Genomic DNA, 16,341 nt, shown 5'->3' on the forward strand with positions numbered 1-16,341 from the left:
GTTTCAATAAAGTTGAATCTCGGGGAGAAAATGCTAATTTAAGTAATAGCATATAAAATAGAATATTTTTTACTATAAAAATTACTTTTTTGAAAAAATGGTGCAAAGTTACAATTTACCACTGTAACATTGCACCACTTATTCTTTTAATTCCTCTTATAGCAGAAAGTTCATCTATTAATTGGAATAGTGCTAAGTCTTTTTGTTTACTTTCAATCATAATATCGAAATTATGATTGTGTTTTTTTGCAATGTGTAAGAAAGGCTTAATAAACTCTAAATCGATATATTCAGCATGAGCCCTAAATTCTTTTTCCGATCTCGGGGAGGAAATGTGAACTTTAGGAGAGATATTTGTATGTGACCAAGTTTCAAAAATTGCAGGAAGCAACTCTTCTAGTGGTTCCTCGCAAAGATTGGCCATATGATGATGATAATCAAATACAAATGGAATATTTTCTTTTTGGCAAATGGATAAAGTTTCAGCGGTTGTATAGGTTTTATCATCATTTTCAAGAGTCATTTGTTTTTTTATATGTGTAGGAAGTTTTTTTATGTTTTCATGGAAGCGCTCAATAGCCTTTTCTTTATTTCCATAGGCTCCACCTACATGAATATTAATGTAAGAAGAATCTGCAATGCCTATAGCATCCAATATTTTATAATGATAAGTCATATCCGTAATAGCGTTAGTAGTAATATGTGGCTTGTCGCTTGTAAATAGCGTAAATTGATTTGGATGAAAACTTATTCGTAAATTGTGTTCTTTAATTAAAGTCCCTATTTTACGCCAAAGTGGTGTGAATACCCCAATATAGTCAAACTCGACTTCGGGATGTGTTGCAAGTGGGACGATGGAAGACGATAGGCGATATAGTGGGATTTCATGCGCTATATTGTAATGAAGGATACGTATTGTGTGCTCTAAATTTTGCTTTATAACATGGTGCAGTTTGTCTTCTCGCTCTTGCTTGCTGAGTTTCTTAAAGCTTGTAAACGTCATTGTTTTGGCAGGAGAACAGTCCCAGAGTGCCATTGCATGTGAGACATATCCAAACCGTATAAGCATATGAGATACACCTCTTTTATTCATTGTCTTTCCTATAAAAAGAAAGCAAACATTGTTCCAATCCATTCCTTTCCTCTATCGATAAGAGAAGGCGGGTTTACATCACTATAGGAAAGTACGCATGCATTCTCTAGATCTTCATGGAATTTATTTTTTACTGTTTGAATGAAATGTTTATTATATAACAGGCAGTTTATTTCATGGTTAATATATAAACTTCTCATATCAAAGTTTGCCGTTCCGATATCACAAATATCATCGTCTACTATAATAATTTTGGCGTGAAAAAAACCTTGTTGAAATGCATAAATATTGCAACCAGCCTGTATTAATTTTCGGCAGTACGGGAATTTTGCTTCCCGAACGAGAGGGTGATCAGCTTTTTCTGGAACAAGAATTGTGATTTGAACCCCTCTTTCTCTTGCTTTTAATAAGGCATTCATAATTTTTTTTCCAGGAATGAAATATGGTGTACCGATACAGATTTCTTTTTTTGCCCCGTTAATTAAATGTAAAAAAGTATGCTGTAAATAAGCACCATCAGTCGGAATAAATTGATGCAGGATGGTACCTGGTTGTTGTTTTGGAAAATAAAGAGAAGCATCCAATAAATTCTGTTTCGTATCATCAAACCAATCATGCAAAAATTGCTTTTGTAAATCTTGAACCCCTTCTCCTGTAAGACGTAAATGATAGTCTCGCCATAATCCTAAGTGTTCATTATGCCCTAGATACTCTTCGCCAATATTAAATCCCCCGATATAGCCGGTTTTCCCATCAATCACTGTAATTTTTCTATGATTTCTTTGGTTAGCAGAAAAGAAAGGCAGAGGAAATTTTACCTTATGACAAAATGAAAAAGATATACCATGTTTTTGCAGGGAGCGAATAGCTTCGTTTGATAAAGAATGGCTGCCAAATCGATCAAGTAAAAGTCGTACTTCAATTCCTTCCTGAGCCTTATCAATCAGCAATTTTAAAAATTCACGACTGATTTTATCATTTTTTACAATGAAGAATAAAATATGAATGTGATGCTGTGCTTGTTTTATATCAGTAAATAAAGCGTCATATAAATCTTTCCCGTATGTATAAAGGTGAAAATCACTTTGACGTAAAGGGAAAGTGCGAGAGCTTACTCGTTTTAAATGAAGAAGTCGCCCGTATGAAAGGTCAATTGTAATCCAAAGAGCAACGGATATTAACAAAAGAGATAAGTAGAGCATCAGTGAATTCCCTCCTTTGCATTCTTTTCACCTTCAGTGTGTTACAAATGATATGGGTATCACGGCTGTTATTATAAATTTCTTTAGAGGATAGATGTTGTACTGGTTAAAGTTTCACTTTATAGTTTCACCGAAATAAACAGCTTTATGAAAAAATGTGTTGTTCTATAACAAAAAACTGTTGACTGAATGCTCACTCATTATATAATGGGGATAGGGGATATAATTCAGAAAATTATATATTTTTGAAGATTCAAAAAGAAAGAGGGCTTACAAAGAGAGGGGTAGCATAAAAATGAATAGCTTACTGATTATTAATTGGCTGGCTGCCATTGCTGTTATTGCTTATGCAGGATATTTGTTTGTATATCTTATACGGACGAGAATGGCCTACATACAATTAGGAAAAAAAATTGAGTTTGACCGTCGTTTTAAAGAGCGTTGGGATCTCCTTAAGGTCAATGTTTTCGGTCAGAAAAAGCTGCTGAAAGATAAGAAAAGCGGCATCATTCACGTTATGTTCTTTTACGGATTTATTCTTGTCCAATTTGGAGCAATTGACTTCGTTTGGAAAGGACTCGCACCAGGATCACATCTTCCACTTGGACCACTATACCCTGCATTTACATTCTTCCAGGAAATTGTCACACTTGTTATTTTAATTGCAGTATTTTGGGCTTTTCATAGACGTTATGTAGAAAAGCTTGTTCGTTTAAAACGTAACTTCAAATCAGGTCTTGTTCTTATTTTTATCGGTGGTTTAATGATTTCTGTGCTACTTGGTAACGGTATGGGACTTATATGGCATGGCGAGGAGCTTTCATGGAGTGAACCAATTGCTTCTGCAATCGCTTACGTTTTTAGCGGGATAAATGAAACCGTAGCCATTTCAGTGTTCTATTTTTCTTGGTGGGTGCATTTACTAATTTTGTTAACGTTTTTAGTGTATGTTCCACAATCAAAACATGCGCATTTAATTGCAGGACCAGCTAATGTATTCTTCGGTCGTCTTTCAAACCCAGGGAAGCTTGAAAAGATTGATTTTGAAGATGAAACGCAAGAAACATTTGGTGTTGGTAAAATTGAAGACTTTAGACAAAATCAACTTATTGACTTATACGCTTGTGTAGAGTGTGGCCGTTGTACAAACATGTGTCCGGCAACAGGAACAGGAAAAATGTTATCACCGATGGACTTAATTTTAAAACTTCGCGATCATTTAACTGATAAAGGAGCTGCGGTAACATCAAAAGCACCGTGGGTTCCAGTAGTTGCCTTCAATAATACACAAGGAAATCAGTTAGCGATGATGGCAGCTGGAAAAGGGCAACAAGAATCAGCGTCTACAACGCTCGCTTACGATCCGAGTTTAATCGGAGATGTTATTACAGAAGAAGAGATTTGGGCATGTACAACGTGTCGTAACTGTGAAGATCAATGCCCAGTTATGAATGAGCATGTTGACAAAATTATTGACTTACGTCGATATCTCGTTTTGACTGAAGGGAAAATGGACGCGGAAGCACAACGCGCGATGACAAATATCGAGCGTCAAGGAAATCCGTGGGGGCTGAACCGTAAAGAGCGTGAAACATGGCGCCAAGGTGATGACGAAGTAACAGTTCCAACTGTAAAAGAAAAATCAAAAGCTGGGGAGGAATTCGAGTATTTATTCTGGGTTGGTTCAATGGGATCATACGACAATCGTAGTCAGAAGATTGCGATATCGTTTGCGAAGTTAATGAACGAAGCAGGCATTTCATTCGCAATTCTCGGTAATAAAGAAAAGAATTCTGGAGATACACCACGCCGCCTTGGGAATGAATTTGTATTCCAAGAGATGGCGACAAAGAATATCGAAGAATTTGAAAAGGCAGGAGTGAAGAAAATCGTTACGATTGATCCTCATGCTTATAACACATTTAAAAATGAGTATCCGGACTTTGGCTTGCAAGCAGAAGTCTATCATCATACAGAATTGTTAGCTCAGTGGGTGAAAGAAGGGCGCTTAAAGCCTGTTCACGCTATTGAAGAAACAGTTACGTACCATGATTCCTGTTATTTAGGAAGATACAACGAAGTGTATGAAGCGCCACGTGACATTTTGAAAGCGATTCCTGGAGTGAATCTTGTAGAAATGGCACGTAACCGTGAAACGGGAATGTGCTGTGGCGCAGGTGGTGGCTTAATGTGGATGGAAGAAACAACAGGTTCACGTATTAACGTTGCTCGTACAGAACAAGCATTAGCTGTACAGCCATCCATTATCGGTACAGGTTGTCCATATTGCTTAACGATGATCAGTGATGGAACGAAAGCGAAAGAGGTAGAAGAGAAGGTTCAAACTCTTGATGTGACAGAGATTTTAGAACGATCTGTTATCGGACAGAAAAAAGAAGCGATGTAGTTTGTAAGAATGTATACAACTTTAGAAAGAGGTGCAATGATTGCACCTCTTCTCAACGTAGGGATACCGAGCGAGCGCTCAGTGTTAAAAAATGAAATGGGGGAAAGAAACATGAGTAAAACAGTTATTTTAAGTGCTGCAAGAACACCAGTTGGAAAATTTGGAGGATCTTTAAAAGATGTAAAAGCGACGGAACTTGGAGGAATTGCAATTAAAGCAGCGCTTGAAAGAGCAAATGTTGCGGCTAGTGATGTTGAAGAAGTTATATTTGGAACGGTTATTCAAGGTGGACAGGGGCAAATTCCATCGCGCCAAGCTGCAAGGGCTGCTGGAATCCCATGGGAAGTGCAGACGGAAACAGTGAATAAAGTTTGTGCATCAGGACTTCGTGCGGTTACATTGGCGGATCAGATTATTCGTACTGGCGATCAATCACTAATTGTAGCTGGCGGTATGGAGTCGATGAGTAACAGTCCTTACATTTTACGCGGAGCAAGATGGGGATACAGAATGGGCAATAACGAAGTTGTTGATTTAAACGTTGCTGACGGTTTAACATGTGCATTTTCAGGTACACACATGGGTGTTTATGGTGGAGAAGTTGCGAAGGAAGATGGAATTTCTCGCGAAGCGCAAGATGAATGGGCATATCGTAGCCATCAGCGTGCGGTTTCAGCGCATAAAGAAGGGCGTTTTGAAGAGGAAATCGTGCCAGTAACGATTCCGCAAAGAAAAGGCGATCCTATTGTCGTTGCAAAGGATGAGGCGCCACGTGAAGATACAACGATTGAAAAGTTAGCAAAGTTAAAACCTGTATTTGATAAGACAGCGACGGTGACAGCTGGTAATGCGCCGGGACTAAATGATGGTGGTGCCGCACTTGTATTAATGAGCGAAGACAGAGCGAAGCAAGAAGGAAGAAAGCCATTAGCGACAATTTTGGCACATACAGCAATTGCAGTGGAATCTAAAGATTTCCCAAGAACGCCAGGTTATGCAATTAACGCATTGCTTGAAAAAACAGGCAAGAAAATTGAAGACATCGATTTATTCGAGATTAATGAAGCATTTGCAGCGGTAGCAATTGCAAGTACAGAAATCGCAGGAATTGATCCGGAAAAATTGAATGTAAATGGCGGCGCGGTAGCGATGGGACATCCAATTGGAGCAAGCGGAGCGCGCATTATCGTTACACTAATCCATGCACTTAAGCAGCGCGGCGGCGGAATTGGAATTGCTTCGATTTGTAGCGGTGGCGGTCAAGGGGACGCAGTGATGATTGAAGTCCACTAATTAAAGTTCGAGGGTATAAAATTTATTAACAATTAAGGGGGAAGAAAAAATGGGTGTACAAAACATTGTTGTAATTGGTGCAGGGCAAATGGGATCAGGAATTGCACAAGTATGTGCAATGGCAGGATATGACGTGAAGGTACAAGATTTAAAGCAAGAGCAATTAGATAGAGGAATGGCTATCATTACGAAAAACTTAGCGCGCCAAGTAGAAAAAGGCCGCATGAAGGAAGAAGAGAAGGAAGCGACATTAAATCGTCTTACAGTAACGCTTGATTTAGATTGTGTGAAAGAAGCGGATCTTATTATTGAAGCAGCTGTTGAGAAAATGGATATTAAAAAGAAAATCTTTGCGAATCTAGATGAAATTGCTCCAGAACACGCAATTTTAGCGACGAATACGTCATCTCTGCCAATTACAGAAATTGCAGCGGTAACGAAGCGTCCGGAAAAAGTAATCGGTATGCACTTTATGAATCCAGTTCCAGTTATGAAGCTTGTTGAGATTATTCGTGGTTTGGCTACCGATGATGCGGTATATGAAGCAATTGAAGATATTACGAAAAAAATTGGGAAAGTACCAGTTGAAGTGAATGATTTCCCAGGTTTTGTATCAAACCGCATTTTACTACCGATGATTAACGAAGCAATTTATACGTTATATGAAGGTGTAGCGACGAAAGAAGCAATTGATGAAGTCATGAAGCTTGGTATGAACCATCCGATGGGGCCTTTGACACTCGCTGATTTTATCGGTTTAGATACGTGTTTATACATTATGGAAGTGTTGCATGAAGGATTAGGAGATAGTAAATATCGCCCATGTCCATTATTACGTAAGTATGTGAATGCAGGATGGTTAGGGCGTAAAACAGGTCGTGGATTCTACGTTTACGAATAAATGCCCCCTTTGTTACAACATAGTGGTCTTACCAAATTATTTAAAGGATATATAGCAAATGGAGGCGGAATATATGAACTTTCGTTTTAATGAAGAGCAGCAAATGATGAGGAAAATGGTTCGGGATTTTGCACAGAAGGAAATAGCTCCCTTTGTTCCTAGTATGGAACAAGGGGTGTTCCCGAAAGAGATTTTGCAAAAGATGGGTGAGCTTGGATTAATGGGTATTCCAGCGCCTGCAAAATACGGCGGGGCAGAAATGGACTTTATTTCTTACATTCTAGCAATTGAGGAAATCTCAAAGGTAAGTGCAACAGTTGGTGTAATTTTAGCTGTACATACGTCAGTTGGAATGAATCCGATTTTATATTTTGGAACAGAAGAACAGAAGAAAAAATATGTTTCTAAACTTGCAACCGGGGAATATTTAGGTGCATTTGCTTTAACAGAGCCAAATGCAGGATCAGATGCAGGGAGTTTGAAATCAAGAGCTGTGAAAAAAGGTGATCATTATATTATTAATGGATCGAAAGTGTTTATTACAAATGGTGGTGAAGCAAGTACATACATTGTATTCGCTTCTACAAATCCAGAGGCAGGAAAAAGTGGTATTTCTGCATTTATAGTAGAGAAAGATACACCTGGTTTAATCATTGGAAAAGATGAACATAAGATGGGACTTCTCGGTTCTCGTACAGTACAACTTACTTTTGAAGATATGAAAGTGCCAGCTGAGAATTTACTTGGGGAAGAAGGACAAGGATTCAAAGTGGCGATGGCGAATTTAGATGTTGGGCGAATTGGAATCGGTGCGCAGGCTTTAGGAATTGCTGAAGCGGCGCTTGGCTGTGCAATTGATTATGCAAAAGAAAGAGAGCAATTCGGGAAGCCAATTGCGGCGCAGCAAGGGATTGGCTTCAAGCTTGCAGATATGGCAACAAGTGTCGAGGCAGCAAGGTTACTCGTATATAGAGCGGCATCTCTTAGGGCACAAGGATTACCATGCGGTAAAGAAGCATCTATTGCGAAATTATTTGCTTCTAAGACAGCGGTTGAAGTCGCGATTGAGGCGGTGCAAGTATTTGGTGGTTACGGTTATACGAAAGACTATCCAGTAGAACGATTTTTCCGTGATGCGAAAATTACGCAAATATATGAAGGAACAAGTGAAATACAGAAACTTGTTATTAGCCGTGCTTTATAAAAGGGCGAGGGGGAGACGGAGATGCATTTTAAACTATCAGAAGAACATGAAATGATAAGAAAAATGGTTCGAGATTTTGCTAAAAATGAAGTGGCACCAACAGCAGCTGAGCGTGATGAAGAAGAGCGATTTGATCGAGAGTTATTTGATCAAATGGCAGAGCTTGGTTTAACTGGTATTCCATGGCCTGAAGAGTACGGTGGAATTGGAAGCGATTACTTAGCATACGTAATCGCTATTGAAGAATTATCTCGCGTTTGTGCTTCAACAGGTGTAACACTGTCTGCGCATACTTCACTTGCGGGATGGCCAATTTTTAAATTTGGGACGGAAGAGCAAAAGCAAAAGTTTTTACGGCCGATGGCTGAAGGGAAGAAAATTGGTGCATACGGCTTAACGGAACCAGGATCTGGATCGGATGCTGGTGGAATGAAGACAATCGCAAAGAGAGATGGCGATCATTATATTTTAAATGGATCAAAAATTTTCATTACAAATGGCGGTATTGCTGATATTTATGTTGTTTTTGCGCTAACTGATCCTGAATCGAAGCAGCGCGGTACGAGTGCATTTATTGTAGAAAGTGATACACCGGGATTTTCAGTTGGGAAGAAGGAGAGCAAGCTAGGGATTCGCTCTTCACCAACGACTGAAATTATGTTTGAAGATTGCCGTATTCCTGTAGAGAATCTACTTGGAGGAGAGGGGCAAGGGTTTAAAGTTGCGATGCAAACATTAGATGGAGGTCGTAACGGTATTGCGGCGCAAGCTGTTGGGATTGCACAAGGGGCTTTAGATGCTTCTGTAGAATATGCAAGGGAGCGCCATCAGTTTGGAAAACCAATTGCGGCGCAGCAAGGGATTGGCTTTAAACTTGCGGATATGGCAACAGATGTAGAAGCAGCACGCCTTTTAACATATCAAGCGGCTTGGCTTGAATCAGAAGGGCTTCCGTATGGAAAAGAATCAGCGATGTCAAAAGTATTTGCAGGAGATACAGCGATGAAGGTGACGACTGAAGCGGTGCAAGTATTTGGTGGTTACGGTTATACGAAAGATTATCCAGTAGAGCGTTATATGCGAGATGCAAAGATTACACAAATATATGAAGGAACACAAGAGATTCAGAGGCTTGTAATTTCTCGTATGTTAACGAAGTAGGAACGAAAGCGTAGGTATTTTCCTACGCTTTTTCCTTCCAAAAAATAATAGAGAGAGGTGAAGGGAATGGTTAAACATAATGTGCATGCATCGGTGAAAGATGAAAAATTAGTTGCGTTAAGACGTGAACAAATGATTAAAGGTGCGGTGCAACTGTTTAAACAAAAAGGATTTCCGCGTACAACAACGAGAGAGATTGCAAAAGCGGCTGGGTTTAGTATAGGGACACTTTATGAGTACATTCGTACAAAAGATGATGTTTTATATTTAGTTTGTGATAGTATATATGAACATGTAAAAGAAAGATTAGAGGAAGTAGTGTGTACAGAAAAAGGGAGTATAGAAAGTTTAAAGATAGCAATAACGAATTACTTTAAAGTGATGGACGAATTACAGGAAGAAGTATTGATAATGTATCAAGAGGTACGCTTTTTACCGAAAGAATCACTTCCGTATGTATTAGAAAAGGAGTTTCAAATGGTAGGAATGTTCGAGAATATTTTAGAACAGTGTACGGAAAATGGAACATTTACATTAAATAAAAAAGAAATACAGCTTCTTGCGCATAATATTTTTATACAAGGACAGATGTGGGGATTTAGACGCTGGGCGCTGCAAAAACTGTATACGCTCGAAGAATATACAGAAATGCAAATTAGGTATGTATTGCAAGGGGCCCATATGCTTCCGAAATAAGGAACAGACAAATTATAATTTTACTACCCTATAAAAGTTTCCCGTTTTTTTTGTAGCATATTTGTGCGACTTTTGTTTATAATGAATAGTATGGATTTTTTTAAGCAGGCCGTTATATATAAGGTTATATTTGATGAAAGGAAGTGCCGCATAAGTGGATTTTAAGCAATATTCACCAGAAGAGCTAAAAGAATGTTCAATGATTGAAGTTGTACATAGCGTTTTAGGGGATAAAAAACAAGCAACGACATTCAACGAGTTGGTTCAAGAAATCGCTCAAGTGCTGGGACTATCTCAAGAGCAAGTTAATGCGAAAATCGCACAATTTTATACAGACTTAAACATCGATGGACGTTTCATTAATTTAGGAGAAAATCGTTGGGGACTACGCAGCTGGTACCCATATGAGCAAATTGATGAAGAAATCTTGCCTCAACCAAAACCGAAGAAGAAACGTAAAGTTGAAGAAGACGGTTTTGACGACTACATTGAAGAAGACGAAGATGACTTCGACGATGCAGACGTAAGTGAAGATGAAGACGATGTAGAAGATTTGGACAAGGTTCTTGAAGAAGAAGACGGAGATGACGACGATCTTGATGATTTAGACGAAGATGACGACGACTTCGCTGAAGAAGAACTTGAGTATGATGAAACTGAAGAAGAAGAAGAGGAAGAACTGTAGTTCTTGACTTTTCATTATCGTCCATGTAGAATCATTTTTGGGCTCTTTAAAAAAGGACGATAATACTTTTAAAGTGTAAATATAAAAGAAAATTGCTCCCTACTTATTACTTTTTGTGATGAGGGGAGCAATTTTCTTTTTTGTTTTTTGTTTAGAAAATAAAAAGAGTCTAACAATAAGATGGATACAGTGTTATCTACATACGTTGCGCTTTGCAACGGTGATTATATAACAGCAAAATAGAAGGGAGCTTTTTCATGACTAAGTATATTTTTGTAACAGGCGGTGTAGTATCGTCTTTAGGAAAAGGTATTACAGCAGCATCTCTTGGAAGACTTTTAAAAAATCGTGGTTTAAACGTAACGATTCAAAAGTTTGATCCATACATTAACGTAGACCCAGGGACTATGAGCCCATACCAACACGGTGAGGTATTCGTAACAGATGATGGCGCAGAAACTGACTTAGACCTTGGTCACTATGAGCGTTTCATCGACATTAACTTAAACAAATACAGCAACGTAACAACAGGTAAAATTTACTCTTCAGTTCTTCAAAAAGAGCGTCGCGGTGAATATTTAGGAGGAACAGTTCAAGTTATTCCTCATATTACTAACGAAATTAAAGAACGCGTATATCGTTCTGGTCGTGAAACAAATGCGGATGTTGTTATTACAGAAATCGGTGGAACTGTTGGTGATATCGAGTCTCTACCATTCTTAGAAGCAATCCGTCAAATTAAGAGCGACATCGGTCGTGACAATGTAATGTACATTCACTGTACGTTAATCCCGTACTTAAAAGCAGCGGGTGAAATGAAGACAAAACCAACACAACATAGTGTTAAAGAACTTCGTAGCTTAGGTATTCAACCAAACATTATCGTTGTTCGTACAGAAATGCCTGTTTCTCAAGATATGAAAGACAAGCTTGCATTATTCTGTGACATCGATACAAAAGCAGTTATCGAAGCTCGCGATGCAGATACTTTATATGCGGTTCCATTATCTCTTCAAGAACAAAACATGGACCAAATCGTTTGTGATCACTTAAAATTAGACAATCCAGCTGCAGATATGACAGAGTGGACTGCGCTAGTTAACAAAGTGCGTAATCTTTCTAAGAAAACAAAAATCGCTCTTGTTGGTAAATATGTAGAACTTCAAGATGCTTATATTTCTGTTGTAGAAGCACTTCGTCATGCTGGTTACTCATTCGACACAGATGTAGAAGTAAAATGGGTAAATGCTGAGCATGTAACAGCAGAAAACGTAAAAGAATTAGTTGGCGATACAGATGGTATCCTTGTACCAGGTGGCTTCGGCGATCGTGGTGTAGAAGGTAAAATCGTTGCGATTCAATATGCTCGTGAAAACAAAGTTCCATTCTTAGGAATTTGCTTAGGTATGCAACTTGCATCAATCGAATTCGCACGTAATGTATTAGGTTTAGAAGGTGCTAACTCTTCTGAAATCAACCCTGACACACCATATGCAATCATCGACTTATTACCAGAACAAAAAGATGTAGAGGACCTAGGTGGTACACTTCGTCTTGGTCTATACCCATGTAAGCTTGCTGAAGAAACAAATGCTTACAATGCTTATAATGAGCCGGTTGTATATGAGCGTCATCGTCATCGTTATGAGTTCAACAACCAGTTCCGTCCGGATATGGAAAAAGAAGGATTTGTATTCTCTGGTACAAGCCCAGACGGCCGTCTAGTTGAAATCATTGAATTAAAAGACCACCCTTGGTTCGTGGCAGCACAGTTCCACCCAGAACTTGTTTCTCGTCCAAACCGTCCACAACCATTGTTCCATGACTTCGTAAGAGCTTCTATTACGAATAAAGAGAGCAAGTAATAAAAAAAGCGCCTGAAATAAGGCGCTTTTTTTAATATTCATTTAACATTTCATCGATTGTAAATTTGATTCCGTGATAAGCAAATAAAGCTACTATTAAACTTGGGAATCCGTAGCGATTACCTTCATCGTCTGGAATAAGACCTTTTAACAGTTTTGTATCAATATGTACGTCTGTATATCGTTCGAGTGATTCCGTACCTTCTTGAAGAGCAGAAATGCCGACAATAGAGTGTCCCTCTTCTTGTAGTTTTTTTGCAATTTCTACAACCGCTTCATCTGTTGAAAAACGGCTAATAAGAAGTACACGATCCGCAGAGGTTACTTCTGCTTCTTTACCATTTTCAAATAAGCGTTTTGCTTGCTTCATTGGTTCAGCACCGAATAGTGCCTCGGCAACAACGCCTTCCATTTCATTTGTACCATGTAAATAAATGAAACCATCGCCAACTAGTGCTTGAGCAAGTAAACGAGCACTATCTTCTATATTCATTTCTTCTTTTTGAGAAACTCTGGAGAAATAACCACTTAATTGAGTTGAAAAAATTTTTAACATAATGTTACTCCCTTCGTACGTGTTTGCCGGCTTTCATTATAGTTTATTTTTTTAGAAAGGTGAAATCGTAGGGTAGCATAACAAAATAAGAAACGGTAAAATAAGAAAGAATAGGAAGGAATTTGCCAAAGAATAGCGAAAATAAATCGTTAAGATATAAGAAGCTTTAAATCTTGTACTTACACAGAAAGGTTGGGAATTATGGAAGGTAAAATTTTAATCGTTGATGATCAATATGGGATTCGTGTGCTATTACATGAAGTGTTCCAAAAAGAAGGTTATCAGACATTCCAAGCAGCAAATGGATTTCAAGCTTTAGATATCGTGAAAAAAGATAATCCAGATTTAGTAGTGTTAGATATGAAAATTCCAGGCATGGATGGTATAGAGATTTTAAAGCATGTAAAAGAAATTGATGAGAGTATTAAAGTAATTTTAATGACTGCTTATGGAGAGCTTGATATGATCCAAGAAGCAAAAGATTTAGGTGCTTTAATGCATTTTGCTAAACCATTTGATATTGATGAAATTCGTCAAGCTGTGAGAAATGAGCTCGCTGTAGAGGCGTAAAAATGAATTTTTTATAAAAAATATGGAAAAAAGCGTTTACATGGACTATTGTGCAGGTGAATACGGTTGAGTTTTTGAGTACAAGTTGTTATCCTATTGAGTGTAGAAAAAAGTCCGGTATGTAGATATACATATTTTACCTTATTCTGGTCATACTACCAGCGATAAGAACTTATCGGATACAAAAAACGTTTTTTAGGAGGATTCACCATGCCTTTAGTTTCTATGAAAGAAATGCTAAACAAAGCACTAGAAGGAAAATACGCAGTTGGTCAATTCAACATGAACAACTTAGAGTGGACTCAAGCTATCTTAGCTGCTGCGGAAGAAGAAAAATCTCCTGTAATCCTAGGTGTATCTGAGGGTGCAGCTCGTCATATGACTGGTTTCAAAACAGTTGTAGCTATGGTTAAAGCTTTAATCGAAGAAATGAACATCACTGTTCCTGTAGCGATTCACCTTGATCATGGTTCAAGCTTCGAAAAATGTAAAGAAGCAATCGATGCAGGTTTCACATCTGTAATGATCGACGCTTCTCACCACCCATTCGAAGAAAACGTTGAAACTACTAAACAAGTAGTAGAATACGCACACGCTCGTAACGTATCTGTTGAAGCTGAGCTTGGAACAGTTGGCGGACAAGAAGACGACGTAATCGCTGAAGGCGTAATTTACGCTGACCCAGCAGAGTGTAAGCACCTTGTTGAAGCAACAGGTATCGATTGCCTAGCTCCAGCTTTAGGTTCTGTACACGGTCCTTACAAAGGTGAGCCTAACTTAGGATTCGCTGAAATGGAACAAGTTCGTGACTTCACTGGCGTACCTTTAGTATTACATGGTGGTACTGGTATCCCAACTGCTGATATCGAAAAAGCTATCTCTTTAGGTACTTCAAAAATCAACGTAAACACTGAGAACCAAATCGAGTTTACAAAAGCTGTTCGTGAAGTATTAAACAAAGACCAAGAAGTTTACGATCCTCGTAAATTTATCGGACCTGGCCGCGACGCTATCAAAGCAACTGTTATTGGTAAAATTCGCGAATTCGGTTCTAACGGTAAAGCGTAAGAATAAAATTCCGTTTTGGAAACCGTCTAGTCTTTTAGACGGTTTCCTTTCGTTGTATAATGAAAGCGTGAACAAGTCTAAAGATTTTATCATTTTTGTCTTTAAATAGAAAATAATGTGCATAGTCCTATTAATAAATGTGATAACGTATCTAAATTGATAAAGTACATTCGATGAATAGTTGATCTTTATCTATTCGTGCTACAGGAGAAATGAAGATAATGGTTTCCTATTTATTGAGTTTTGGGATGGAAAGAGTAATTGAGATTCTTAAGGGGAGCTTTCTATAAAAAGATAGAAAGTAAATACATTCACAAGAAGGGAGCTCAATATGGAAAAATTGCTAATTGAAGGCGGAAGAGCTTTAAATGGAACAATTCGAGTAAGTGGTGCAAAGAACAGTGCCGTTGCATTAATTCCAGCGACAATTTTAGCAGATACTCCAGTAACTATTGGTGGTGTCCCTAATATTTCGGACGTGAAAATGTTAGGAGACTTACTAGAGGAAATTGGAGGGAAAGTAACTTATGGACAGGAGGAGGAGATGGTAGTCGATCCTTCTAACATGGTTGCAATGCCTTTGCCAAATGGAAAAGTGAAAAAATTGCGCGCTTCTTATTATTTAATGGGTGCAATGCTTGGCCGTTTTAAAAAAGCTGTTATTGGGCTTCCGGGTGGATGTCATTTAGGACCGAGGCCGATTGATCAGCATATTAAAGGGTTTGAAGCGCTAGGTGCACATGTTACGAATGAACAAGGTGCCATCTATTTAAGAGCAGATGAGCTACGCGGGGCACGTATTTATTTAGATGTTGTTAGTGTAGGAGCTACGATTAATATTATGCTAGCAGCTGTACGAGCAAAAGGTAGAACTGTTATTGAAAATGCAGCGAAAGAGCCCGAGATTATTGATGTAGCTACATTGTTAACAAGCATGGGAGCACGTATTAAAGGTGCTGGTACTGATGTAATCCGAATAGATGGTGTTGACTCTTTACATGGTTGTCACCATACTATCATCCCAGATCGTATTGAAGCTGGTACGTATATGATTCTAGGAGCTGCATCAGGAGGAGAAGTAACGGTTGATAACGTTATTCCTCAGCATTTAGAATCAGTTACTGCAAAGCTAAGAGAAGCTGGTGTTCAAGTTGAAACGAACGATGATCAAATTACGGTGAACGGTAATAGAAAGTTAAAAGTAGTTGATATCAAAACGCTTGTATATCCAGGTTTTCCAACGGATTTACAACAGCCGTTTACGACGCTTTTAACAAAGGCGCACGGAACGGGAGTTGTAACAGATACAATTTACGGTGCCCGTTTCAAACACATTGATGAATTACGTCGTATGAATGCTCAAATTAAAGTAGAGGGTCGTTCGGCAATTGTAACTGGTCCTGTGTTACTGCAAGGTGCAAAAGTGAAGGCGAGTGATTTACGAGCGGGAGCGGCACTTGTTATTGCAGGTTTAATGGCAGATGGAATTACAGAAGTAACAGGACTTGAGCATATTGATCGAGGTTATGAGAATATAGTGGACAAGCTTAAAGGGCTTGGAGCAAACATTTGGCGAGAACAAATGACAAAGCAAGAAATTGAAGAAATGAAGAACGCATAAGTGATACTTCCGCAAGGGG

General features: G+C 38.6%; 14 protein-coding genes. 11 read left to right on the forward strand and 3 right to left on the reverse strand.

Going from position 1 to position 16,341, the window contains the following annotated elements:
- Positions 1-115 precede the first annotated feature (115 nt).
- Entirely contained in the window at positions 116-1,069 is a 954-nt protein-coding gene (uvsE, locus tag D1166_RS21475) for a UV DNA damage repair endonuclease UvsE (RefSeq protein WP_097855700.1), read from the reverse strand.
- 32 nt (positions 1,070-1,101) lie between these two features.
- Complete coding sequence (gene cls, locus D1166_RS21480; protein ID WP_030029542.1) at positions 1,102-2,295, reverse strand: cardiolipin synthase; 1,194 nt, start codon at positions 2,293-2,295, stop codon at positions 1,102-1,104.
- Positions 2,296-2,590: 295 nt separating this feature from the next.
- Here cls and D1166_RS21485 point away from each other — a divergent pair, with 295 nt between their 5' ends.
- The 8 genes from D1166_RS21485 (at position 2,591) to pyrG (ending at position 12,507) form a co-directional block, all read left to right on the forward strand.
- Complete coding sequence (locus tag D1166_RS21485) at positions 2,591-4,702, forward strand: (Fe-S)-binding protein (protein WP_001086776.1); 2,112 nt, start codon at positions 2,591-2,593, stop codon at positions 4,700-4,702.
- Positions 4,703-4,711: 9 nt separating this feature from the next.
- The gene (locus tag D1166_RS21490) at positions 4,712-5,995 is read left to right on the forward strand and encodes an acetyl-CoA C-acetyltransferase (RefSeq protein WP_002005994.1); all 1,284 of its coding nucleotides are present in this window, start codon (positions 4,712-4,714) and stop codon (positions 5,993-5,995) included.
- A gap of 49 nt (positions 5,996-6,044) precedes the next feature.
- Positions 6,045-6,896, forward strand: coding sequence for a 3-hydroxybutyryl-CoA dehydrogenase (locus D1166_RS21495; protein WP_000538880.1), 852 nt, complete (start codon positions 6,045-6,047; stop codon positions 6,894-6,896).
- A 73-nt stretch (positions 6,897-6,969) separates the two neighbouring features.
- Positions 6,970-8,100: an acyl-CoA dehydrogenase gene (locus D1166_RS21500; protein ID WP_001011179.1), complete on the forward strand. Its 1,131-nt coding sequence runs from the start codon at positions 6,970-6,972 to the stop codon at positions 8,098-8,100.
- Between the two features lie 21 nt (positions 8,101-8,121).
- Positions 8,122-9,261, forward strand: coding sequence for an acyl-CoA dehydrogenase AcdA (acdA, locus tag D1166_RS21505; RefSeq protein ID WP_050822179.1), 1,140 nt, complete (start codon positions 8,122-8,124; stop codon positions 9,259-9,261).
- Between the two features lie 66 nt (positions 9,262-9,327).
- Positions 9,328-9,957, forward strand: coding sequence for a TetR/AcrR family transcriptional regulator (locus tag D1166_RS21510; protein WP_000238599.1), 630 nt, complete (start codon positions 9,328-9,330; stop codon positions 9,955-9,957).
- A gap of 154 nt (positions 9,958-10,111) precedes the next feature.
- Positions 10,112-10,642: a DNA-directed RNA polymerase subunit delta gene (gene rpoE / locus D1166_RS21515; RefSeq protein WP_000346280.1), complete on the forward strand. Its 531-nt coding sequence runs from the start codon at positions 10,112-10,114 to the stop codon at positions 10,640-10,642.
- 257 nt (positions 10,643-10,899) lie between these two features.
- Positions 10,900-12,507, forward strand: a complete 1,608-nt coding sequence (gene pyrG, locus D1166_RS21520) for a CTP synthase (protein ID WP_000170460.1) — start codon at positions 10,900-10,902, stop codon at positions 12,505-12,507.
- 31 nt (positions 12,508-12,538) lie between these two features.
- Here pyrG and D1166_RS21525 read toward each other — a convergent pair whose 3' ends face one another.
- Complete coding sequence (locus D1166_RS21525) at positions 12,539-13,063, reverse strand: DUF2529 domain-containing protein (RefSeq protein ID WP_000912402.1); 525 nt, start codon at positions 13,061-13,063, stop codon at positions 12,539-12,541.
- A gap of 201 nt (positions 13,064-13,264) precedes the next feature.
- Between D1166_RS21525 and spo0F the strand changes: the two genes are divergently transcribed.
- The 3 genes from spo0F (at position 13,265) to murA (ending at position 16,322) form a co-directional block, all read left to right on the forward strand.
- On the forward strand, positions 13,265-13,633 hold the full coding sequence (gene spo0F, locus D1166_RS21530; RefSeq protein WP_000398594.1) for a sporulation initiation phosphotransferase Spo0F: 369 nt from the start codon (positions 13,265-13,267) through the stop codon (positions 13,631-13,633).
- Between the two features lie 210 nt (positions 13,634-13,843).
- A complete protein-coding gene (locus tag D1166_RS21535; protein WP_001131855.1) occupies positions 13,844-14,701 on the forward strand; it encodes a class II fructose-bisphosphate aldolase in 858 nt (285 codons plus the stop codon).
- A 331-nt stretch (positions 14,702-15,032) separates the two neighbouring features.
- The gene (murA, locus tag D1166_RS21540; RefSeq protein WP_000413254.1) at positions 15,033-16,322 is read left to right on the forward strand and encodes a UDP-N-acetylglucosamine 1-carboxyvinyltransferase; all 1,290 of its coding nucleotides are present in this window, start codon (positions 15,033-15,035) and stop codon (positions 16,320-16,322) included.
- Positions 16,323-16,341: the final 19 nt, after the last annotated feature.

Origin of the sequence: Bacillus sp. ISO11 (genome assembly GCF_003458115.1) — a bacterium.
In the GTDB taxonomy this organism is placed as follows: domain Bacteria; phylum Bacillota; class Bacilli; order Bacillales; family Bacillaceae_G; genus Bacillus_A; species Bacillus_A cereus.